This window comes from Pseudomonas sp. m6p, assembly GCF_055760375.1.
In genome coordinates, this window is sequence record NZ_CM147084.1 from 310,805 (window position 1) to 332,420 (window position 21,616).

The following is a 21,616-nucleotide window of genomic DNA, read 5'->3' on the forward strand; positions in this document are numbered from 1 at the left end:
CTGCGGCACGCTGCGATCTTTTGATGTTGATCTTGACGGTCTTGAAGATCAAAAGATCGCAGCGTGCCGCAGCTCCTACAGGATTTGTGTGCTCCGGGTATTCGGTGCACGAATGCCGATAGTGTTTCTGCGATTTGCAGCTTATCGTGCTGGCAATCTGTCCATTTCCCGGAGTTTGCCCATGAGCGAAGCCCACGCCGCCCTGATCACCCGCTTCTACCAAGCCTTCCAGCGCCTCGACGCCGAGGCCATGGCCGCGTGCTACACCGATGACGTGGTGTTCAGCGATCCGGCCTTCGGCGAGTTGCGCGGGCGCGATGCCGGGGACATGTGGCGCATGCTCACCACTCGCGCCAAGGACTTCTCCCTGACCTTCGACAATGTCCGCGCCGACGAGCGCAGCGGTGGCGCGCACTGGGTGGCGACGTATCTGTTCAGCCAGACCGGCAACGTGGTGATTAACGATATTCAGGCGCGCTTCGTCTTTCGTGACGGCAAGATCTGCGAGCATCACGATCACTTCGACCTGTGGCGCTGGTCGCGTCAGGCGTTGGGTTTCAAGGGCTTGCTGCTGGGCTGGACACCGCTGGTGCGCAATGCCGTTCGCGCACAGGCGCTGAAAGGGCTGAAGGTATTTCAGGCCGGTCGCTGATAAGATCGCGGCCTGTTTCCTGCACGTCCAGATCCCGAAGTGACCAGCCTCAGCGAAAAACCGATTGATGTTGTCGAACCCGTGAGCAAATCCTGGTTCGTCTATCTCGTGCGCGCGGCCAACGGCTCGCTGTATTGCGGGATCAGCGACGATCCGGTGCGGCGCTTTGCCAAGCATCAGAGCGGCAAGGGCGCGCGGTTCTTCCTGTCCAGCCCGGCGATGGCGCTGGTCTTCACCGAACGTTGCCGCGACAAGAGCGATGCGTTGCGCCAGGAACGCTTGATCAAGAAGCTGCGCAAAAGCGCCAAGGAATGCCTGGTCGCGTCTTATCAATCTGACTGATCGGTTCCCATCAGCCAGATCTGTAGGCTGCTAATCAAATGCACGCTAAGCTGCCGATTCACTTTCTGTGCGGCGGAGCCGAGCATGTCCGAGTTGATTCTGCATCATTACCCGACCTCTCCATTTGCCGAAAAGGCTCGTCTGCTGTTGGGCTTCAAAGGCTTGTCCTGGCGCTCGGTGCACATCTCGCCGGTGATGCCCAAGCCGGATCTGACCGCGCTGACTGGCGGCTACCGCAAGACTCCGGTGTTGCAGGTCGGCGCGGACATCTATTGCGACACCTCGTTGATCGCCCGTCGCCTGGAGCAGGAAAAAGCCCTGCCGGCGTTTTTTCCGGAGGGTCAGGAAATGATCAGTGCCAGCTTCGCGGCATGGGCCGATTCGGTGGTGTTCCAGCATGCGGTCAGCCTGGTGTTCCAGCCAGAATCGGTGGCGGTGCGTTTCGGCAAGTTGCCGCCGGAAGCGATCAAGGCGTTCATGGCTGACCGTGCCGGTCTGTTCAGTGGTGGCAGCGCCACGCGGTTGCCGGCCGAACAGGCCAAACACCAATGGCCAACGATCATGTCGCGCCTGGAGCAGCAGTTGCAGCGCGAGCAGGGCGACTTTCTGTTCGGTGAGCCGTCGATTGCCGACTTCGCCCTGGCGCATCCGCTGTGGTTCCTCAAGGCGACGCACGTCACTGCGCCGTTGGTCGATGAATATCCGGCCGTGACGGCCTGGCTTGGGCGTGTGCTGGGCTTTGGCCATGGCGCCGCGAGCGAAATGAGCGCCGAGGAGGCGCTGCAAGTGGCGCGCACCTCGACGCCGGCGGCGCTGCCGGATGAGCGATTTGTCGATCCGAACGGGTTCAAGGCCGGGCAGCAGGTGGCGATTGCTGCGGTCGATTACGGGGTTGACCCGGTGGTGGGGGAGTTGCTGTTTGCTGGCCGCGAAGAGCTGATCCTGCGCCGCGAAGACCCGCGTGGTGGCGTGGTGCACGTGCACTTCCCGCGCTTTGGTTTCCGCATCGAAGCCCGCTAAAAGCAAAAGATCGCAGCCTCCGGCAGCTCCCACACCGATCTCATGTAGGAGCTGCCGAAGGCTGCGATCTTTTGATCTTGATCTTGCTGTTACTGCAGGGCAGCGAGGATTTCGTCCGGGTCGAATCCGCGAATCAGCGTGCCATTCACGTCGATCAGCGGAATCCCGCGCCCGCCCAGCGCCTCGTACGCTTTGCGCGCCTCGGCGTCCTTCTCGATATCGAATTCCCGGAAAGGAATCCCCTTGCTGTCGAGAAAGCGCTTGGTCTGTTTGCAGTAGCCGCACCAGTCGGTGGCATACAGCACGACACGGGCCTGCGCCCGCGTCAGCTCAGAGACCATCTGCGACGGGTTGAACACCCGCTCGATCTTGCCCCAGTTCTGATAGATCACCACCACCAGCAGAACCAGCGCAACCTTCTTCAGCACATTGCCCAGCATCAGTTGCGGCGCTTGAGCTGATCGGTGAGCGAGGTCGGCAGGCCCTTGATGATCAGGGTGCCGGCCTCTTCGTCGTATTCGATCTTCGAACCCAGCAGGTGCGCTTCAAAGCTGATTGACAGGCCTTCGGCGCGGCCGGTGAAGCGGCGGAACTGGTTGAGGGTGCGTTTGTCCGCCGGAATTTCCGGCGACAGACCGTAGTCCTTGTTGCGGATGTGATCGTAGAAGGCTTTCGGCCGTTCTTCGTCGATCAGCTCCGACAGCTCTTCCAGGCCCATTGGCTCGCCGAGCTTGGCCTGACTGCTGGCGTAATCGACCAGAGTCTTGGTTTTCTCGCGGGCGGAATCTTCCGGCAGGTCTTCGCTCTCGACGAAGTCGCTGAAGGCCTTGAGCAGGGTGCGGGTCTCGCCCGGGCCGTCGACGCCTTCCTGGCAGCCGATGAAGTCGCGGAAGTACTCCGAAACCTTCTTGCCGTTCTTGCCCTTGATGAACGAGATGTACTGCTTGGACTGCTTGTTGTTCTGCCACTCGGAGACGTTGATCCGCGCCGCCAGGTGCAGTTGGCCGAGGTCGAGGTGACGCGACGGGGTGACGTCCAGCTCGTCGGTCACCGCCACGCCTTCGCTGTGGTGCAGCAGGGCGATCGCCAGGTAGTCGGTCATGCCTTGCTGATAGTGGGCGAACAGCACGTGGCCGCCGACCGACAGGTTCGACTCTTCCATCAGTTTCTGCAGATGCTCGACCGCGACTTTGCTGAACGCAGTGAAGTCCTGGCCGCCTTCCATGTATTCCTTCAGCCAGCCGCTGAACGGAAACGCGCCGGATTCCGGATGGAACAGGCCCCAGGCTTTGCCTTGCTTGGCGTTGTAGCTCTCGTTGAGGTCGGCAAGCATGTTCTCGATGGCCGCAGACTCAGCCAGTTCGGAGTCGCGGGCGTGCAGAACTGCGGGCGTGCCGTCGGGTTTTTTGTCGATCAGGTGGACGATGCAATGACGGATCGGCATGGGCTTCTCGGCTGGTGGAAGGGAGGAGGGCGGGCTCCCCCGAAAAAGCGCCCAGTGTACCGCAAACTCCATCCGAGGCTCCCTGTAGGAGCTGCCGAAGGCTGCGATCTTTTGATCTTGTTTTTGAAAAATCAAAGTCAAAAGATCGCAGCCTTCGGCAGCTCCTACATGAATGGGGGATGACTTGAAAATTGTGGCCCGTGGTCGCGTAATCACGGGGTTGAAGGCTAAATCCGGGGCAAGCGCCTGTGCTTATGCAGTTTTTTACCGATTTAGAGCAATAAACCTGACCAAATGGGTAGCTAGAGGCGGATATTTCCCCGTCTCTGTGCTAGTTTTGCCCGGTCTTACGCGAAGTCACTGCGTTAAGCGTGCAATCAGCATTTGTCAGGTCGAACCAAACCCTGATTTCGGTATCTATAACCCGACTCGTCGTGGTTATCGCCGAGGGTGCCAGATCCAGAAGATCGGGCTCGATGGCTGACACTGCACTCTGCAATCCATATGAATTTGATAGGGAAGGAACACTACATGGCTCTTACTAAAGACCAACTGATCGCCGACATCGCTGAAGCTATCGACGCGCCGAAAACCACCGCGCGTAACGCTCTGGACCAACTGGGCCAAATCGTTGCCGATCAGCTGGAAAACGGCGGCGAAATCACCTTGCCAGGTATCGGCAAGCTGAAAGTGACCGAGCGTCCTGCCCGCACTGGCCGTAACCCTTCGACTGGCGCTGCCATCGAAATCCCTGCCAAGAAAGTGATCAAGCTGGTTGTGGCCAAAGGCCTGACCGACGCTGTGAACAAGTAAGACGCAGCGATAAAAAAACCGTGCACCGGAGCGATCCGGGCACGGTTTTTTTGTGCCTGCGATTTGGCGACTGACTCCTGAACTCCGCAAACCTTTGTGGGAGCGAGCTTGCTCGCGAAAGCAGTGTGTCAGTCAAAGTCGAATTGACTGATGCGCCGCATTCGTCGGAGCGCCGCCCGGAGCAAGCTCGCTCCCACAATTGATTTGTGTCCGGCGATGCAATGTTTAGCGGACCCAGCGCTCGCGACGCCAGATCTGCTGCTCGGACTTGGTCTGGAAGGTCCACGCCACGAAGCGGCTCTGTTTCTGCCCCTGCGACATCTCCACCACCTGGCTTTCCAGCACGCCGGCCTTTTTCAGGGCGGTTTCGATGGCCGGCAGGTTCGAGGCTTTCGAGACCAGGGTGCTGAACCACAGCACCTTGTGCTGGAAGTTCGCGCTCTCGGCGATCAGTTGGGTCACGAAACGCGCTTCACCACCTTCACACCACAGCTCGGCAGACTGACCACCGAAGTTCAGCACCGGCAGTTTGCGTTTCGGATCAGCCTTGCCCAGTGCGCGCCATTTGCGCTCGCTGCCCTTGGTTGCCTCCTCCATCGAGGCGTGGAACGGCGGGTTGCACATGGTCAGGTCAAAGCGCTCACCCGGTTCCAGCAGGCCAATCAGGATGTGTTTGCGGTTTTCCTGCTGGCGCAGCTGGATCACCTTGTTCAGGCCGTTGGACTGGACGATGGCTCGGGCGGCAGCCACGGCGGTCGGGTCGATTTCCGAACCGAGGAAGTGCCAGCGGTATTCGCTGTTGCCGATCAGCGGATAAACGCAGTTGGCGCCCATGCCGATGTCCAGCACGTTGACGATCGCACCGCGCGGCACCTTGCCGTCGTTCATGCTGGCCAGCAGGTCGGCGAGGAAATGCACGTAATCGGCACGGCCCGGCACCGGTGGGCAGAGGTAATCGGCCGGGATGTCCCAATGCTCGATGCCATAAAACGCCTTGAGCAGCGCCCGGTTGAACACGCGCACCGCGTCGGGGCTGGCGAAGTCGATGCTTTCCTTGCCGTACGGGTTGGTGATCACGAACTTCGCCAGTTCCGGCGTGGTCTTGATCAGCGCCGGGAAGTCGTAGCGACCCTGATGGCGATTGCGCGGGTGCAGGCTGGCCTTTTCACGCGGCTCGACGGCTTTGGCCGGGGTCGCGGCATCAGGCTTGTTGCGCGCAGGTTTGGGGGGGCGGGGGGCGTTCATGGGTGTGATCGATTCGGGTATGGCTGAAAGTGGCGGGTATTGTCCCACATTGATGAGTCATGCGCCGAACGCATGTAGGAGCTGCCGAAGGCTGCGATCTTTTGATCTTGTTTTTAAAAAAATCAAATTCAAAAGATCGCAGCCTTCGGCAGCTCCTACAGGGGATTGGTGTTCTGGAATAAAAAAGGGAGGCCACTTGGCCTCCCTCTTTCATTGCGGCTTGCCCTTACAGGCTGGAAATCCGCGCATGTTGCTCGGCCAGTTTGCCCAAGGCCTGTTCAGCCTCGGCCAGTTTGGCGCGTTCCTTCTCGATGACTTCGGCCGGCGCCTTGTCAACGAAACCGGCGTTGGACAACTTGCCGCCAACGCGCTGGACTTCACCTTGCAGACGCAGGATTTCCTTGTCCAGACGCGCCAGCTCGGCGCCCTTGTCGATCAGACCGGCCATCGGCACCAGCACTTCCATCTCGCCAACCAGCGCGGTGGCCGACAGTGGCGCTTCTTCGCCGGCGGCGAGTACGGTGATCGATTCCAGACGCGCCAGCTTCTTCAGCAGCGCTTCGTTCTCGGTCAGACGACGCTGGTCTTCAGCGCTGACGTTCTTCAGGTAGATCGGCAGCGGTTTGCCCGGGCCGATGTTCATTTCGCCACGGATGTTGCGCGTGCCGAGCATCAGGCCTTTGAGCCATTCGATGTCGTCCTCGGCGGCCGGATCGATGCGCTCTTCGTTGGCCACCGGCCAAGGCTGCAGCATGATCGTCTTGCCTTGAATACCGGCCAGCGGCGCGATGCGCTGCCAGATTTCCTCAGTGATGAACGGCATGAACGGATGCGCCAGGCGCAGCGCCACTTCCAGCACGCGCACCAGCGTGCGACGGGTGCCGCGCTGGCGCTCGACCGGCGCGTTTTCGTCCCACAGCACTGGCTTGGACAGTTCCAGGTACCAGTCGCAGTATTGGTTCCAGATGAACTCGTACAGCGCTTGCGCGGCGAGGTCGAAACGGAACTGATCCAGTTGACGGGTCACTTCGGCTTCGGTGCGTTGCAGTTGCGAGATGATCCAGCGATCCGCCAGCGACAGCTCGTAGGCCTCGCCGTTCTGGCCACAGTCTTCGCCCTTGTCCAGAACATAACGCGCGGCGTTCCAGATCTTGTTGCAGAAGTTGCGATAGCCTTCGACGCGGCCCATGTCGAACTTGATGTCGCGACCGGTCGAGGCCAGCGAGCAGAAGGTGAAGCGCAGGGCGTCAGTGCCGTAACTGGCGATGCCGTCGGCGAACTCGTCGCGGGTCTGCTTCTCGATCTTCTTCGCCAGTTTCGGCTGCATCATGCCGGAGGTGCGTTTCTGCACCAGGGCTTCCAGCTCGATACCGTCGATGATGTCCAGCGGGTCCAGGACGTTGCCCTTGGACTTGGACATCTTCTGGCCCTGGCCATCACGCACCAGACCGTGCACGTAAACGGTCTTGAACGGTACTTGCGGGGTGCCGTCCTCGTTCTTGATCAGGTGCATCGTCAGCATGATCATCCGGGCAACCCAGAAGAAAATGATGTCGAAACCGGTGACCAGCACGTCGGTGGAGTGGAATTTCTTCAGGAACTCGGTCTTTTCCGGCCAGCCCAGAGTGGAGAACGTCCACAGGCCCGAGCTGAACCAGGTGTCGAGCACGTCGTTGTCCTGTTGCAGCGCAACGTCCGGACCGAGGTTGTGCTTGGCCCGGACTTCGGCTTCGTCGCGACCGACGTAGACCTTGCCCGCCTCGTCGTACCAGGCCGGAATCCGGTGGCCCCACCACAGCTGACGGCTGATGCACCAGTCCTGGATGTCGCGCATCCACGAGAAGTACATGTTTTCGTACTGCTTGGGCACGAACTGGATGCGGCCGTCTTCAACGGCAGCAATCGCCGGCTCGGCCAGAGGCTTGGTCGACACGTACCACTGGTCAGTCAGCCACGGCTCGATGACGGTGCCGGAACGGTCGCCTTTCGGCACTTTCAGGTTGTGATCGTCGACGCTGACCAGCAGGCCGGCGGCGTCGAACGCAGCGACGATCTGCTTGCGCGCTTCGAAACGCTCGAGACCGGCGTACTCGGCCGGGATCTTGCCGTCGATGCTGTCGTTCAGCGTGCCGTCGAGGTTGAACACCTGGGCTGCGGGCAGCACGTTGGCGTTCTTGTCGAAGATGTTCAGCAGCGGCAGGTTGTGGCGCTTGCCGACTTCGTAGTCGTTGAAATCGTGGGCCGGGGTGATTTTCACGCAGCCGGTGCCGAATTCAGGGTCGCAGTAATCGTCGGCGATGATCGGGATGCGGCGGCCAACCAGTGGCAGCTCGACAAATTTGCCGATCAGGGCTTTGTAGCGCTCATCGTTCGGGTTAACCGCGACGGCGGAGTCGCCGAGCATGGTTTCCGGACGGGTGGTCGCGACGATCAGGAAATCGTTGCCTTCAGCAGTTTTCGCGCCGTCGGCCAGCGGGTACTTGAGGTTCCACAGGAAACCTTTTTCGTCGTGGTTTTCCACTTCGAGGTCGGAAATCGCCGTGTGCAGCTTGGTGTCCCAGTTGACCAGACGCTTGCCGCGGTAGATCAGACCGTCTTCGTGCAGGCGTACGAAGGCTTCCTTGACCGCTTCCGAGAGGCCGTCGTCCATGGTGAAGCGCTCGCGGCTCCAGTCCACGGACGAGCCGAGGCGGCGGATCTGACGGCTGATGTTGCCACCGGACTGATCCTTCCACTCCCAGACTTTCTCGAGGAATTTCTCGCGGCCCAGGTCGTGGCGGTTCTGGCCGGTGGCTTCCAGTTGACGCTCCACCAGCATCTGCGTGGCGATACCGGCGTGGTCGGTGCCCGGCTGCCACAGGGTATTGCGACCCTGCATGCGGCGGAAACGGATCAGGGCGTCCATGATCGCGTTGTTGAAACCGTGACCCATGTGCAGGCTGCCGGTGACGTTTGGCGGCGGGATCATGATGGTGTAGGAATCGCCCGCGCCTTGCGGTGCGAAATAGTTCTCGGACTCCCAGGTGTTGTACCAGGAAGTTTCAATGGCGTGCGGCTGGTAGGTCTTATCCATGCGCGGCGGGACCCTATTGGCATTTATTCAGGAAAAGCCGGGAAGTATAGCGGGGCATGGGGCCGAGGGCGAGCGGGGGGAGGCTGGGCGGACACTAATGTTGGGGGGAACCCTTGTGGTGAGGGGATTTATCCCCGATGGGCCGCGCAGCAGCCCCAAATAACTCAATCACGCTGCGTATTCGCAGGGTTCACGACTGCTGCGCAGCCGATCGGGGATAAATCCCCTCGCCACAAGGGGATCCATCCGGTTTATTCGTACTGGCTGAGCAACCGCTCCATCCGCGCCTCGAGGCGGCGTTTGATTTCGGTTTCGATGTGCGGTGCGAAGTCGTCGATCACGTCCTGCATGATCAATTGCGCGGCGGCGCGAAGTTCGCTGTCCAGGTGCAGCAGGGCGTCCGGGCCTTTATCCACAGGTGCGGCAGCGGGTGCCGGAGCCGGAGCAGGTGGCGGTTCGATGGTCGGCGGCGTGGCGTCGACGGCCTCGAACAACATCGGAATCTGTTCCTGTTCACCGTCATCGACCGTGTCGGTCAGCAGCGGCGGTTGCAGGTTGTCATCGCCGAGCAACTGACGGATCGATTCGAGATCGTCCAGCAGGTGCGCAGGCTTTTGCAGCGGTTTTGGAGTGTCCATCGGCGTACTCAGAGTCGCTGTAAACGGTGATCTTGCAGAGGATAGCCCTGTTCGCGGTAGAAACGGAAACTCTCCCGTGCCGCCGCGCGAATCGTCGGATCTTCCACCACCACTTCCGCCACGCGGGCGAATTGGCTGGCAAAAGCCGGGACTGTCAGGTCGAGATTGACCAGCAGATCCTGATGCGCGCCGCAGTCCGCGCCCACTCCCAGCACAATCAAACCGTCCGGTTCGCTCTCGGCAGGGCCATGAGGGACGAAGGTTTCGCCCTTGAATGCCCACAGGCGCGCATCGAGATCATCACGCTGAGCAGCATCGCTGCAATGCAGGTAGATGCGGTGGCCCATGCGCCAGGCTTTTTCGGTGAGCTTGCAGGCAAAGTCCAGGCGAGCCGAAGGATCGGCGCTGGGCAGGATATAGAAGTCGACTTTGGTCATTGCGGTTCCTGAGCCTGGAACGGCGTCACCGTAGAGTGACGCCGCCCAGGTTCATCGGTTTCAGGCTTTGGCGCGGTCCAGCAGGTATTGGGTCAGCAGCGGAACCGGACGGCCAGTGGCGCCCTTGTCCTTGCCACCGCTGGTCCACGCGGTGCCGGCGATGTCCAGGTGCGCCCAGTTGAGGTTCTTGGTGAAGCGCGACAGGAAGCACGCGGCGGTGATGGTGCCGGCCTTCGGCCCGCCAATGTTGGCGATGTCGGCGAACGGGCTGTCGAGCTGCTCCTGGTATTCGTCGAACAGCGGCAGTTGCCAGGCACGGTCGTCAGCGGCTTTGCCGGCGCTGAGCAGTTGCTCGATCAGTTCGTCGTTGTTGCCCAGCAGGCCCGAGGTGTGGGCGCCCAGGGCAACCACGCAGGCACCGGTCAGGGTGGCGATGTCGATCACCGCTTGCGGCTTGAAGCGCTCGGAGTAGGTCAGCGCGTCGCACAGCACCAAGCGGCCTTCGGCGTCGGTGTTGAGGATTTCCACGGTCTGGCCGCTCATGGTGGTGACGATGTCGCCCGGACGCGACGCAGTGCCGCTCGGCATGTTTTCCGCACAGGCGAGGATGCACACCAGATTGATCGGCAGCTTCAGCTCAAGGACGGCACGCAGGGTACCGAACACGGAGGCCGCGCCGCCCATGTCGTACTTCATTTCGTCCATGCCGGCGCCAGGCTTGAGGCTGATGCCGCCGGTGTCGAAGGTGATGCCTTTACCGACCAGCGCGTAAGGCTTCTCGGACTTCTTGCCACCGTTGTATTGCATGACGATCAGGCGCGGTGGCTGGGCGCTGCCCTGACCGACGGCGTAGAAAGAACCCATGCCCAGGGACTTGATCTTCTTCTCGTCGAGCACTTCGACTTTCAGATCCTTGAACTCTTTGCCGAGATTCTTCGCTTGCTCGCCGAGGAAGGTCGGGTGGCAGATGTTCGGCGGCAGGTTGCCCAGATTACGGGTGAAGGCCATGCCGTTGGCGATCGCGGTGGCATGGTTCACGGCGCGCTGCACTTCGGCCTGCGCAGCCTTGATGGTCAGCAGGGTGATTTTCTTCAGGGCGCGCGGTTCGGCTTTCTGGCTCTTGAACTGGTCGAAGGTGTATTCGCCGTCCACCAGGGTTTCCGCCAGCAGACGGGTCTTGCCGTAGCTGTCGCGGTTCTTGACGATGATTTCATCCAGGGCCAGCACGGCATCGCTGCCACCCAGACCTTTCAGGGTGTTGAGGATGCCAGCCACGATTTTACGGAACGGACGGTCGCCCAGTTCTTCATCCTTGCCCACGCCGACCAGCAGCACGCGCTCGGCCTTGAGGTTCGGCAGGCTGTGCAGCAGCAGGCTTTGACCGACCTTGCCGGCCAGATCGCCACGCTTGAGCACGGCGCTGATCGCGCCACCGCTCAGCTCGTCGACCTGTCTGGCGGCGACGCCGAGTTTGCGGCCTTCGCCGACGGCAACCACCAGGGTGGCGGTTTTCAACGTTTCTGGGCTAACGCTTTTTACAACCAGTTCCATGTCCGGATCCCTGAATGAATGGTCAACACGCAGGCGTTCGACGGTGTCCGCAGTCGCCTGCTTATAGATAGAAGAGGCGCAGGTCTGTGCCTGCGACGAAGGCGGCAGTTTGAACCTCGCTCACCGCGCCTGACAACCCTCGGTTGTGCGATCTTCAACGGAATCTACGCTTGGGTGAGTGTGCGCAGTGACAGGCGCCCTCAATCACAGGATAATGCCGCATCTTTTTTCGACGGCTCTGCCTTGCGGGTCGCTCGAAACGTTTGCTTGTTTGGCCGCCTTAGCCTGACAACTCTGGAGTGTCTGGTTTGATCGTCTTCCGTTATCTGTCCCGTGAAGTGATGTTGACCCTGAGCGCCGTCAGCGCCGTGCTGCTGGTCATCATCATGAGCGGTCGCTTCATCAAATACCTTGCCCAGGCCGCTGCGGGCCAACTCGATCCGGGATCGCTGTTCCTGATCATGGGTTACCGCCTGCCGGGTTTCATGCAGCTGATCCTGCCGTTGGGCCTGTTTCTCGGGATTCTGCTGGCTTACGGTCGGCTGTATCTCGAAAGCGAAATGACCGTGCTCTCGGCCACCGGTATGAGTCAGCAGCGTCTGCTGCGCATGACCCTGTTCCCGGCAACCCTGGTGGCGCTGGCCGTCGCGTGGCTGAGTCTGAGCCTGGCCCCGCAGGGCGCCAATCAGTTTCAGCTGCTGCTGAACAAGCAGGATGCCCTGACCGAGTTCGATACCCTCGAACCCGGCCGTTTCCAGGCATTGCGTGACGGTACTCGGGTGACCTACACCGAAAGCCTGACCGACGATCGCGTCAACCTTGGTGGCGTGTTCATCTCGCAGAAGAACCTCGGCTCCGATCAGAAAGATCGGGGGATTTCCGTGCTGGTGGCCGAGAAGGGCCGTCAGGAGATTCACCCGGACGGCAACCGCTATCTGATCCTCCACAACGGTTACCGCTACGACGGCAGCCCGGGTCAGGCCGATTACCGCGCGATCAAATACGACACCTACGGCGTATTGCTGCCCAAACCTGATGCCAGCGACGAAGTCACCGACCGTGATGCGATCCCGACTTCGACCCTGCTGAGCGCCGATGACGAGCGTTCCAAGGCTGAATTGCAATGGCGGATTTCACTGCCGTTGCTGGTATTCATCGTGACCCTGATGGCGGTGCCGCTGTCGCGGGTCAATCCGCGTCAGGGCCGTTTCCTGAAGCTGCTGCCGGCGATTCTTCTTTATATGGCTTACCTGACCATCCTGATTGCCGCCCGCGGCGCCCTCGAAAAAGGCAAGATTCCAGCGGTGCTCGGCTTGTGGTGGGTGCACGGGATCTTCCTGGTCATCGGTCTCGGCCTGCTGTACTGGGAGCCGTTGCGCCTGAAGCTGGCCAGCCGTCGCAGCGCTGCGCTGGAGGTGGCCCGTGGTTAAACTCGACCGCTACATCGGCAGTAGTGTATTCGTGGCGATCATCGCCGTGCTGGCGATCATTCTGGGTCTGGCGACCCTGTTTGCCTTCATCGATGAGATGAGCGACGTCAGCGATACCTACACCCTGGCCGACGTGCTGAGCTTCGTCATGCTCACCGCGCCGCGTCGCCTGTATGAAATGCTGCCGATGGCCGCGCTGATCGGCTGTCTGATCGGCCTCGGCAGTCTGGCCAGCAGCAGCGAGCTGACGGTCATGCGTGCCGCGGGTGTGTCCATCGGGCGCATTGTCTGGGCGGTCATGAAGCCAATGCTGGTGCTGATGCTGGCTGGCGTGCTGATTGGCGAATACGTTGCCCCGGCCACCGAAAGCATGGCCCAGGCCAATCGCTCGCTGGCGCAAGGCAGCGGCGATGCGCAGAGCGCCAAACACGGTATGTGGCACCGTCAGGGCGAGGAGTTCATCCATATCAACGCCGTGCAACCCGACGGCCTGCTGTATGGCGTGACCCGCTATCACTTCGACAAAGAGCGCCACCTGCTCAGTTCCAGCTTCGCCAAGCGTGCGGAGTTCGACGGCAAGCGCTGGCTGCTCACTGACGTGACCACCACGGTGTTCCACGAGCGCAGCACCGAGGTGGTGAATGCGCCGAGCGAGGAGTGGGACGTGTCGCTGAGCCCGCAATTGCTCAACACGGTGGTGATGGCGCCTGAGTCGCTGTCGATTTCCGGTTTGTGGGGCTATATCCACTATCTGGCGGATCAAGGCCTGAGCAACGGTCGTTACTGGCTGGCATTTTGGGTCAAGGTGTTGCAGCCGCTGGTCACCGCGGCGCTGGTGCTGATGGCGATCTCCTTCATCTTCGGCCCATTGCGCTCGGTAACCCTCGGTCAGCGAGTGTTCACCGGCGTGCTGGTGGGCTTCACCTTCCGCATCGTCCAGGATCTGCTCGGCCCGTCGAGCCTGGTGTTCGGTTTCTCGCCGCTGTTCGCGGTGCTGGTGCCGGCCTCGGTCTGTGCGCTGGCGGGTGTCTGGTTGCTGCGACGCGCCGGTTGATGACCGCGTTGTTGCCAATGCTTTAACCGCGAAAACGCCTCGGTCGACAGACCGGGGCGTTTTCGTATGCAAGCCGGGTGACAGGCGAACGTGACGCTTGCGCCGTGTATCAGGTACAATTCCCGGCTATTTTTCGGCGGGCCAAGCCTGCAGCCTTTTTGAGTGTTGATCCGTGAGTGATTTGAGTCATATCCGCAATTTCTCCATCATCGCCCACATTGACCATGGCAAGTCGACGCTGGCTGACCGTTTCATCCAGATGTGCGGTGGCCTGGCCGAGCGTGAAATGGAAGCCCAGGTACTGGATTCCATGGATCTGGAGCGCGAACGCGGGATCACCATCAAGGCCCACAGCGTTACCCTCTATTACAAAGCCAAAGACGGCGTCACCTACCAGCTGAACTTCATTGACACCCCGGGTCACGTCGACTTCACCTACGAAGTCAGCCGTTCCCTGGCCGCGTGTGAAGGCGCATTGCTGGTGGTCGATGCCGGTCAGGGTGTTGAAGCCCAGTCCGTGGCCAACTGCTACACCGCCATCGAGCAGGGCCTCGAGGTCATGCCGGTGTTGAACAAGATCGACCTGCCACAGGCCGAGCCGGACCGCGTCAAGGACGAGATCGAGAAGATCATCGGCATCGACGCCACCGACGCCGTCACCTGCAGTGCCAAGACCGGCCTGGGTGTCGACGAAGTGCTCGAGCGTCTGGTCGCGACCATTCCTGCGCCGACCGGCAACATCGAAGATCCGCTGCAAGCGTTGATCATCGACTCCTGGTTCGACAACTACCTGGGCGTTGTTTCCCTGGTGCGCGTGCGTCATGGCCGCGTGAAGAAGGGCGACAAGATCCTGGTGAAATCCACCGGCAAGATCCACCTGGTGGACAGCGTCGGTGTGTTCAACCCGAAACACACTGCCACTGCTGACCTCAAGGCCGGCGAAGTGGGCTTCATCATCGCCAGCATCAAGGACATTCACGGTGCACCGGTCGGTGACACCCTGACCCTGAGCTCGACCCCGGACGTTGAAGTGTTGCCCGGCTTCAAACGCATCCAGCCACAGGTTTACGCCGGTCTGTTCCCGGTCAGTTCCGACGACTTCGAGGACTTCCGCGAAGCGCTGCAGAAACTGACCCTGAACGACTCCTCGCTGCAGTACACCCCGGAAAGCTCCGATGCCCTGGGCTTCGGCTTCCGTTGCGGGTTCCTCGGCATGCTGCACATGGAGATCATCCAGGAGCGCCTCGAGCGCGAATACGACCTGGACCTGATCACCACCGCGCCAACGGTAATTTTCGAGCTGGTGCTGAAAACCGGTGAAACGATTTACGTCGACAACCCGTCCAAGCTTCCGGATGTGTCGGCCATTGAAGACATGCGCGAGCCGATCGTGCGAGCCAATATCCTGGTTCCGCAGGAACACCTGGGCAACGTCATCACCCTGTGCATCGAGAAACGCGGCGTACAGGTCGACATGCTGTTCCTCGGCAATCAGGTACAAGTGACCTACGACCTGCCGATGAACGAAGTGGTCCTGGACTTCTTCGACCGTCTCAAATCCACCAGCCGCGGCTATGCTTCGCTGGATTACCATTTCGATCGTTACCAATCGGCTAATCTGGTGAAACTGGACGTGCTGATCAACGGTGACAAGGTCGACGCCCTGGCGTTGATCGTGCACCGTGACAATTCGCACTTCAAAGGTCGCCAGTTGACCGAGAAGATGAAAGAACTGATTCCTCGTCAGATGTTCGACGTGGCGATCCAGGCGGCCATTGGCGGTCAGATCGTTGCCCGGACAACCGTCAAGGCACTCAGAAAGAACGTATTGGCCAAATGCTACGGCGGTGACGTAAGCCGTAAGAAAAAGCTGCTTGAAAAGCAAAAGGCCGGTAAGAAACGCATGAAGCAGGTCGGCAACGTGGAAATTCCACAAGAAGCCTTCCTCGCCGTGCTCAGGTTGGAATAGTCAGGTCCTATGTCACTAAATTTCCCGCTGTTGCTGGTCATCGCCGTGTTCGTCTGCGGCCTGTTGGCGTTGCTCGATCTGCTGTTCCTGGCGCCGCGCCGGCGTGCTGCGATTGCCTCTTATCAAGGCAGTGTCAGCCAGCCCGAGCCCGTGGTGGTCGAGAAGCTGAACAAAGAGCCGTTGCTGGTCGAATACGGCAAGTCGTTCTTTCCGGTGCTGTTCATCGTGCTGGTGCTGCGTTCGTTCCTGGTAGAACCGTTCCAGATTCCGTCCGGCTCGATGAAACCGACGCTGGATGTCGGCGACTTCATTCTGGTGAACAAGTTTTCTTACGGGATCCGTCTGCCGGTGATCGACAAGAAAATCATCGAAGTCGGTGATCCACAGCGTGGCGATGTGATGGTGTTCCGCTACCCGAGCGACCCGAACGTCAACTACATCAAACGTGTAGTCGGCGTGCCGGGCGACACGGTGCGTTACACCGCCGACAAGCGTCTGTTCGTCAATGGCGAGTCGATTGCCGAGCAACTGGTCGGCTCCGAGCCGGGCACGCTGGGCAGCGCGGAACTCTACAAGGAAAAACTCGGCGCCGCCGAGCACCTGATCCGCAAGGAAATGAGCCGCTACCGCGCGACGCCTGACCATACCTGGACCGTGCCAGCCGGGCACTACTTCATGATGGGCGACAACCGCGACAACTCCAACGACAGTCGCTATTGGGATGATCCGAACATTCCCAAGGATCTGCTGGGCATGGTTCCCGACCAGAATATCGTCGGCAAAGCCTTCGCTGTCTGGATGAGCTGGCCGGAACCGAAACTCAGCCACCTGCCGAATTTCTCGCGGGTTGGCCTGATCAAGTAATCAATCACGGCGCTGTTGACCACAGCGCCGAATGCATTTCTGGCATCGACACAAATCGGCACCAGGGCATGAAGCCACGATATTCAGGACGTCATTTTTGAACACAGCGTTAATTGTCCCAGGCCTGCGCCGTACCCCGGCGATGGCAGTGGAATCCAGCCACGAACTCAGCGTGGGTAAACCGTGAGCGTTTCTCTAAGCCGTCTCGAGCGCCAGCTCGGTTACACCTTCAAGGATCAGGAGCTGATGCTGCTGGCCCTCACGCACCGCAGCTTTGCCGGGCGTAACAACGAACGCCTGGAATTCCTTGGTGATGCCATCCTCAACTTCGTCGCCGGCGAGGCGCTGTTCGATCGCTTCCCGCTGGCTCGCGAAGGCCAGTTGTCGCGTTTGCGCGCACGCCTGGTGAAGGGTGAGACACTGGCCGTGCTGGCCCGTGGTTTCGATCTGGGCGACTACCTGCGTCTGGGTTCGGGCGAACTGAAAAGCGGTGGTTTCCGTCGCGAATCGATTCTGGCCGACGCCCTCGAAGCGCTGATCGGTGCGATCTACCTGGATGCCGGCATGGACGTCGCTCGCGAGCGCGTGCTGGCCTGGCTGGCCGGTGAGTTCGAAGGCCTGACACTGGTCGACACCAACAAGGATCCCAAGACCCGTCTGCAGGAACACCTGCAATCGCGCGGTTGTGAACTGCCACGCTATGAAGTGGTGGACATCCAGGGTGAGCCGCACTGCCGTACCTTCTTCGTCGAGTGCGAAGTGGTCTTATTGAATGAAAAAAGCCGAGGTCAGGGTGTGAGCCGTCGTATTGCCGAACAGGTAGCGGCCGCCGCAGCACTGATTGCCCTGGGCGTGGAGAATGGCAATGACTGATACAAACGCAACTCGCTGTGGCTACGTTGCCATCGTCGGCCGCCCCAACGTCGGCAAGTCGACGTTGCTCAACCACATCCTCGGCCAGAAGCTCGCGATCACCTCGCGCAAGCCGCAGACCACCCGTCACAACATGCTCGGGATCAAGACCGAAGGTGACGTGCAGGCGATCTACGTCGACACCCCCGGCATGCACAAAGGTGGCGAAAAGGCTCTGAACCGCTACATGAACAAAACTGCTTCGGCAGCGTTGAAAGACGTCGACGTGGTGATCTTCGTGGTCGATCGCACCAAGTGGACCGAAGAAGACCAGATGGTGCTGGAGCGCGTGCAGTACGTGACCGGCCCGCTGATCGTCGCGCTGAACAAGACCGACCGCATCGAAGACAAGGCCGAGCTGATGCCGCACCTGTCGTGGTTGCAGGAACAGCTGCCAAACGCACAGATCATCCCGATTTCCGCGCAGCAAGGGCACAACCTCGACGCGCTGGAAAAGGTCATCGCCGATCACTTGCCGGAGAACGATCATTTCTTCCCGGAAGACCAGATCACCGACCGCAGCAGCCGTTTCCTTGCTGCCGAACTGGTGCGCGAGAAAATCATGCGCCAGATGGGCGCCGAGCTGCCGTACCAGATCACCGTCGAGATCGAAGAGTTCAAGCAGCAGGGCAAGACCCTGCACATCCACGCGCTGATCCTCGTCGAGCGTGACGGCCAGAAGAAAATCATCATTGGCGACAAGGGCGAGCGCATCAAGCGCATCGGCACCGAGGCGCGCAAGGACATGGAGCTGCTGTTCGACGCCAAGATCATGCTCAACCTGTGGGTCAAGGTGAAGGGCGGCTGGTCCGACGACGAGCGTGCTCTGCGTTCGCTGGGTTACGGCGACCTGTAATTACCGTTCCAGAGAACACCGATACCCACTGTGGGAGCGAGCCTGCTCGCGAAGGGATGTAACATTCAGCATTGATGTTGACTGTCACTCCGCTTTCGCGAGCAGGCTCGCTCCCACATTTGGTTTTTGGGTGGTGTGTAAAAACTGCGTTTCTTCATCGAGAACTCCATGTCGCAAACCCCACCTCCTGCCCAACTCGCCTACGTCCTGCATTCGCGCGCCTACCGCGAATCCAGCGCGCTGGTCGATTTCCTCACGCCGCAAGGTCGGCTGCGGGCGGTGTTGCGCAGTGCGCGGGGCAAGGCCGGGACATTGGCGCGACCGTTCGTGCCGCTGGAAGTCGAGTTTCGTGGCAAGGGTGAGCTGAAGAATGTCGGGCGCATGGAAAGCGCCGGCAACGCGACCTGGATGGTCGGTGATGCGCTGTTCAGCGGCCTCTATCTCAATGAGCTGCTGATCCGCCTGCTGCCCGCCGAAGATCCGCACCCGGCGGTGTTCGATCACTACGCTGCAACCCTGCTGGCGCTGGCCGAAGGCCGCCCGCTGGAGCCGTTGTTGCGCTCCTTCGAATGGCGCCTGCTGGACGATCTCGGTTACGGCTTCTCGATGAGCACTGACATCCACGGCGAGCCAGTGGCCGCGGACGGCCTCTATCGCCTGCAAGTGGATGCCGGGCTGGAACGCGTCTTCCTGTTGCAGCCGGGTCTGTTCAACGGCACCGAACTGCTGGCCATGGCCGAAGCCGACTGGACCGCGCCCGGTGCACTGTCGGCGGCCAAACGTCTGATGCGTCAGGCACTGGCCGTTCACTTGGGCGGTCGGCCCCTCGTCAGCCGCGAGCTATTTCGCAAGCCCTGATATGCTGTGCGCCGAATCTTTCCCTTCAGGAGCGCATCCGTGACCACCAGCAATCGCATTCTTCTTGGCGTGAACATCGACCACGTCGCCACCCTGCGTCAGGCCCGTGGCACGCGCTACCCGGATCCGGTCAAGGCTGCGCTGGACGCGGAAGAGGCGGGCGCCGACGGCATCACCGTGCACCTGCGCGAAGACCGCCGGCACATTCAGGAGCGCGACGTGTTGCTGCTCAAGGATGTGCTGCAGACCCGCATGAACTTCGAAATGGGTGTCACCGAAGAAATGATGGCGTTCGCCGAGCGCATCCGACCGGCGCACATCTGCCTGGTCCCGGAGACCCGTCAGGAACTGACCACTGAAGGCGGTCTGGATGTAGCGGGGCAGGAAGAGCGGATCAAAGCGGCGGTCGCGCGCCTGTCGAAGATCGGCAGCGAAGTGTCGCTGTTCATCGATGCCGACGAGCGCCAGATTGCGGCGTCCAAGCGCGTAGGAGCACCGACGATCGAGCTGCACACCGGGCGTTACGCTGATGCCGAGACCCCGACCGAAGTTGCTGAGGAATTGAAGCGTGTGGCGGACGGCGTGGCATTTGGTCTGGCGCAGGGCCTGATCGTCAATGCCGGGCATGGCCTGCATTATCACAACGTCGAAGCCGTGGCGGCGATCAAGGGCATTAACGAATTGAACATCGGCCATGCGCTGGTGGCGCATGCGTTGTTCGTGGGCTTCAAGTCGGCAGTGTCCGAGATGAAGGCGCTGATTCTGGCGGCTGCGCTCAAAGGCTGAAGATCAAAAGATCGCAGCCTTCGGCAGCTCCTACAGATGTACGCAAAACCCTGTAGGAGCTGCCGAAGGCTGCGATCTTTTGCTTTTAGAGCGGGGCAGGTTCTTGCGCTGGTTTTGACTTGTCGATCCCCGGCACATGCAGATTACCCTCGGCCACCTGATCGCCCTCGAGCTGCGGCTGAGTCACCCAGGTCAGAATGTCGTAGTAGCGACGGATGTTCGCCACGAAATGCACCGGCTCGCCGCCCCGGGCATAGCCGTAGCGGGTCTTGCTGTACCACTGTTTCTGCGACAGGCGCGGCAGCATCTTCTTCACGTCCAGCCACTTGTCCGGGTTCAGGCCTTCGCGGGACGCCAGTTTGCGCGCGTCATCCAGATGGCCGCTGCCGACGTTGTACGCCGCCAAGGCAAACCAGGTTCGGTCCGGTTCCTGAATCGATTCGTCGAGCTGATCCTTCATGTAGGCCAGGTACTTGGCGCCGCCCATGATGCTTTGCTTGGGATCGAGCCGGTTCGACACGCCCATCGCCTGAGCGGTGTTCTGGGTCAGCATCATCAAGCCGCGCACGCCGGTTTTCGAAGTGACCGCCGGTTGCCACAGCGATTCCTGATAACCGATGGCCGCGAGCAGGCGCCAGTCGATTTTCTCTTTCTTGGCGTAGGCCTTGAAGTGCTGTTCGTATTTGGGCAGGCGCTGCTGCAGGTGCTGGGCGAAGGTGGTGGCGCCCATGTAGCCAAGGACATCGACGTGGCCGTAGTAACGGTCTTTCAGGCGCTGCAGGGTGCCGTTTTTCTGCACCTTGTCGAGGTAGGCGTTGATCTCGTTGAGCAGGCTGTTGTCTTCACCGGCGGCCACCGCCCAGCTCTGGCTGCGCGCATCGCCGAGGTCGAAGGCCACGCGGATATTGGTGAAGTACACCTGGTTCATTGCCACTTCGTTGGAATCAACCAGCGTCAGGTCGATCTGGCCTTCATCGACCATGCGCAACAGGTCGACCACTTCCACGGCGTCGGATTCTTCGTATTCGATGCCCGGAAATTTCTTTTTCAGCTCCGCCAGCTGTTCGGCGTGGGTGCTGCCCTTGAGCACCATGATCTTCTTGCCGACCAGATCGCCGGGATCCGTCGGCCGCGACTGGCCGTTGCGATAGATGATCTGCGGGGTGACTTCGAGGTAGGAGTGGGAGAACCGCACCTGCTTCTTGCGCTCCTCGCTGCTGACCAGGCCGGCCGCCGCCAGTACCGGGCCGTTCGGCTTGCCGATCTGATTGAACAGGTCATCGAGGTTGTCGGCGGTCTCGATCTTCAGTTCAACCCCCAAATCGTCGGCGAAGCGCTTCACCAGCTCGTATTCGAAGCCGGTTTCACCGCTGCGATCCTGAAAGTAGGTGGCGGGGCTGTTACGGGTAATCACCCGCAGCACACCATCCTCCTTTACGCGCTCGAGTGTGTTGGGTTTATCAACACAACCACCGAGCATCAGGAAGAGTCCGGTTGCGATCAGCCATTTGGCGTACCGCGGACGCAAAGCCGTTGGGAAAAACATGTGCGCAGTATACGCAAACGGCTGCGGGCGCCATATCTCGACAGTGAGGGGCTTGTCTGCTAGAGATCACAAAACCGCACGAAACCCCGCAGGAATGGGGATTAGCGGCATTTTGTGACAGAAAAA

At 60.5% G+C, this 21,616-nt stretch carries 20 protein-coding genes; 12 read left to right on the forward strand and 8 right to left on the reverse strand.

Features of this window, described 5'->3' with window-relative positions; translation table 11 throughout:
* Positions 1-181: 181 nt before the first annotated feature.
* The 3 genes from ACYZUM_RS01410 (at position 182) to ACYZUM_RS01420 (ending at position 2,014) form a co-directional block, all read left to right on the forward strand.
* On the forward strand, positions 182-652 hold the full coding sequence (locus ACYZUM_RS01410; RefSeq protein WP_108181758.1) for a nuclear transport factor 2 family protein: 471 nt from the start codon (positions 182-184) through the stop codon (positions 650-652).
* Between the two features lie 39 nt (positions 653-691).
* The gene (locus tag ACYZUM_RS01415; RefSeq protein ID WP_108181759.1) at positions 692-994 is read left to right on the forward strand and encodes a GIY-YIG nuclease family protein; all 303 of its coding nucleotides are present in this window, start codon (positions 692-694) and stop codon (positions 992-994) included.
* Positions 995-1,078: 84 nt separating this feature from the next.
* Positions 1,079-2,014 carry a glutathione S-transferase family protein gene (locus tag ACYZUM_RS01420; protein ID WP_108181760.1) on the forward strand — a complete coding sequence of 312 codons (936 nt, stop codon included), beginning with the start codon at positions 1,079-1,081 and terminating at the stop codon, positions 2,012-2,014.
* Positions 2,015-2,103: 89 nt separating this feature from the next.
* Here ACYZUM_RS01420 and ACYZUM_RS01425 read toward each other — a convergent pair whose 3' ends face one another.
* Positions 2,104-2,454 carry a glutaredoxin family protein gene (locus ACYZUM_RS01425; RefSeq protein WP_108181761.1) on the reverse strand — a complete coding sequence of 117 codons (351 nt, stop codon included), beginning with the start codon at positions 2,452-2,454 and terminating at the stop codon, positions 2,104-2,106.
* The gene (gene yejK / locus ACYZUM_RS01430; protein ID WP_047292700.1) at positions 2,454-3,458 is read right to left on the reverse strand and encodes a nucleoid-associated protein YejK; all 1,005 of its coding nucleotides are present in this window, start codon (positions 3,456-3,458) and stop codon (positions 2,454-2,456) included. Before yejK ends, ACYZUM_RS01425 begins: the two co-directional genes overlap by 1 nt.
* A 531-nt stretch (positions 3,459-3,989) precedes the next feature.
* Between yejK and ACYZUM_RS01435 the strand changes: the two genes are divergently transcribed.
* Positions 3,990-4,271, forward strand: coding sequence for an HU family DNA-binding protein (locus ACYZUM_RS01435; protein WP_003221909.1), 282 nt, complete (start codon positions 3,990-3,992; stop codon positions 4,269-4,271).
* 225 nt (positions 4,272-4,496) lie between these two features.
* Here ACYZUM_RS01435 and rlmF read toward each other — a convergent pair whose 3' ends face one another.
* From rlmF to ACYZUM_RS01460, 5 genes are all read right to left on the reverse strand, one after another.
* Positions 4,497-5,516 (reverse strand): 23S rRNA (adenine(1618)-N(6))-methyltransferase RlmF, encoded by a 1,020-nt coding sequence (gene rlmF, locus ACYZUM_RS01440; protein WP_142580161.1) that lies wholly within the window; start codon positions 5,514-5,516, stop codon positions 4,497-4,499.
* 226 nt (positions 5,517-5,742) lie between these two features.
* Positions 5,743-8,589 (reverse strand): valine--tRNA ligase, encoded by a 2,847-nt coding sequence (locus ACYZUM_RS01445; protein ID WP_108181764.1) that lies wholly within the window; start codon positions 8,587-8,589, stop codon positions 5,743-5,745.
* A 251-nt stretch (positions 8,590-8,840) separates the two neighbouring features.
* The gene (locus tag ACYZUM_RS01450) at positions 8,841-9,227 is read right to left on the reverse strand and encodes a hypothetical protein (RefSeq protein WP_041064751.1); all 387 of its coding nucleotides are present in this window, start codon (positions 9,225-9,227) and stop codon (positions 8,841-8,843) included.
* A gap of 8 nt (positions 9,228-9,235) precedes the next feature.
* Positions 9,236-9,664, reverse strand: coding sequence for a DNA polymerase III subunit chi (locus ACYZUM_RS01455; protein ID WP_108181765.1), 429 nt, complete (start codon positions 9,662-9,664; stop codon positions 9,236-9,238).
* 60 nt (positions 9,665-9,724) lie between these two features.
* Positions 9,725-11,215, reverse strand: a complete 1,491-nt coding sequence (locus ACYZUM_RS01460; protein WP_047292705.1) for a leucyl aminopeptidase — start codon at positions 11,213-11,215, stop codon at positions 9,725-9,727.
* Between the two features lie 308 nt (positions 11,216-11,523).
* Between ACYZUM_RS01460 and lptF the strand changes: the two genes are divergently transcribed.
* The 8 genes from lptF (at position 11,524) to pdxJ (ending at position 19,944) form a co-directional block, all read left to right on the forward strand.
* Positions 11,524-12,645: an LPS export ABC transporter permease LptF gene (gene lptF, locus ACYZUM_RS01465; RefSeq protein WP_108181766.1), complete on the forward strand. Its 1,122-nt coding sequence runs from the start codon at positions 11,524-11,526 to the stop codon at positions 12,643-12,645.
* On the forward strand, positions 12,638-13,699 hold the full coding sequence (gene lptG / locus ACYZUM_RS01470; protein WP_108181767.1) for an LPS export ABC transporter permease LptG: 1,062 nt from the start codon (positions 12,638-12,640) through the stop codon (positions 13,697-13,699). Before lptF ends, lptG begins: the two co-directional genes overlap by 8 nt.
* 172 nt (positions 13,700-13,871) lie before the next feature.
* Positions 13,872-15,668, forward strand: a complete 1,797-nt coding sequence (gene lepA / locus ACYZUM_RS01475) for a translation elongation factor 4 (RefSeq protein ID WP_041064736.1) — start codon at positions 13,872-13,874, stop codon at positions 15,666-15,668.
* A gap of 9 nt (positions 15,669-15,677) precedes the next feature.
* Positions 15,678-16,532: a signal peptidase I gene (gene lepB / locus ACYZUM_RS01480; protein WP_041064734.1), complete on the forward strand. Its 855-nt coding sequence runs from the start codon at positions 15,678-15,680 to the stop codon at positions 16,530-16,532.
* A 183-nt stretch (positions 16,533-16,715) separates the two neighbouring features.
* A complete protein-coding gene (gene rnc / locus ACYZUM_RS01485; RefSeq protein WP_024011703.1) occupies positions 16,716-17,405 on the forward strand; it encodes a ribonuclease III in 690 nt (229 codons plus the stop codon).
* Positions 17,398-18,300, forward strand: a complete 903-nt coding sequence (gene era, locus ACYZUM_RS01490; RefSeq protein ID WP_041064729.1) for a GTPase Era — start codon at positions 17,398-17,400, stop codon at positions 18,298-18,300. Before rnc ends, era begins: the two co-directional genes overlap by 8 nt.
* 168 nt (positions 18,301-18,468) lie before the next feature.
* Positions 18,469-19,158 carry a DNA repair protein RecO gene (recO, locus tag ACYZUM_RS01495; protein ID WP_108181768.1) on the forward strand — a complete coding sequence of 230 codons (690 nt, stop codon included), beginning with the start codon at positions 18,469-18,471 and terminating at the stop codon, positions 19,156-19,158.
* 39 nt (positions 19,159-19,197) lie between these two features.
* The gene (gene pdxJ, locus ACYZUM_RS01500) at positions 19,198-19,944 is read left to right on the forward strand and encodes a pyridoxine 5'-phosphate synthase (RefSeq protein WP_108181769.1); all 747 of its coding nucleotides are present in this window, start codon (positions 19,198-19,200) and stop codon (positions 19,942-19,944) included.
* A gap of 85 nt (positions 19,945-20,029) precedes the next feature.
* On the opposite strand, the gene mltF is transcribed toward pdxJ, so the two are convergent.
* On the reverse strand, positions 20,030-21,490 hold the full coding sequence (gene mltF / locus ACYZUM_RS01505; RefSeq protein ID WP_080963251.1) for a membrane-bound lytic murein transglycosylase MltF: 1,461 nt from the start codon (positions 21,488-21,490) through the stop codon (positions 20,030-20,032).
* Positions 21,491-21,616: the final 126 nt, after the last annotated feature.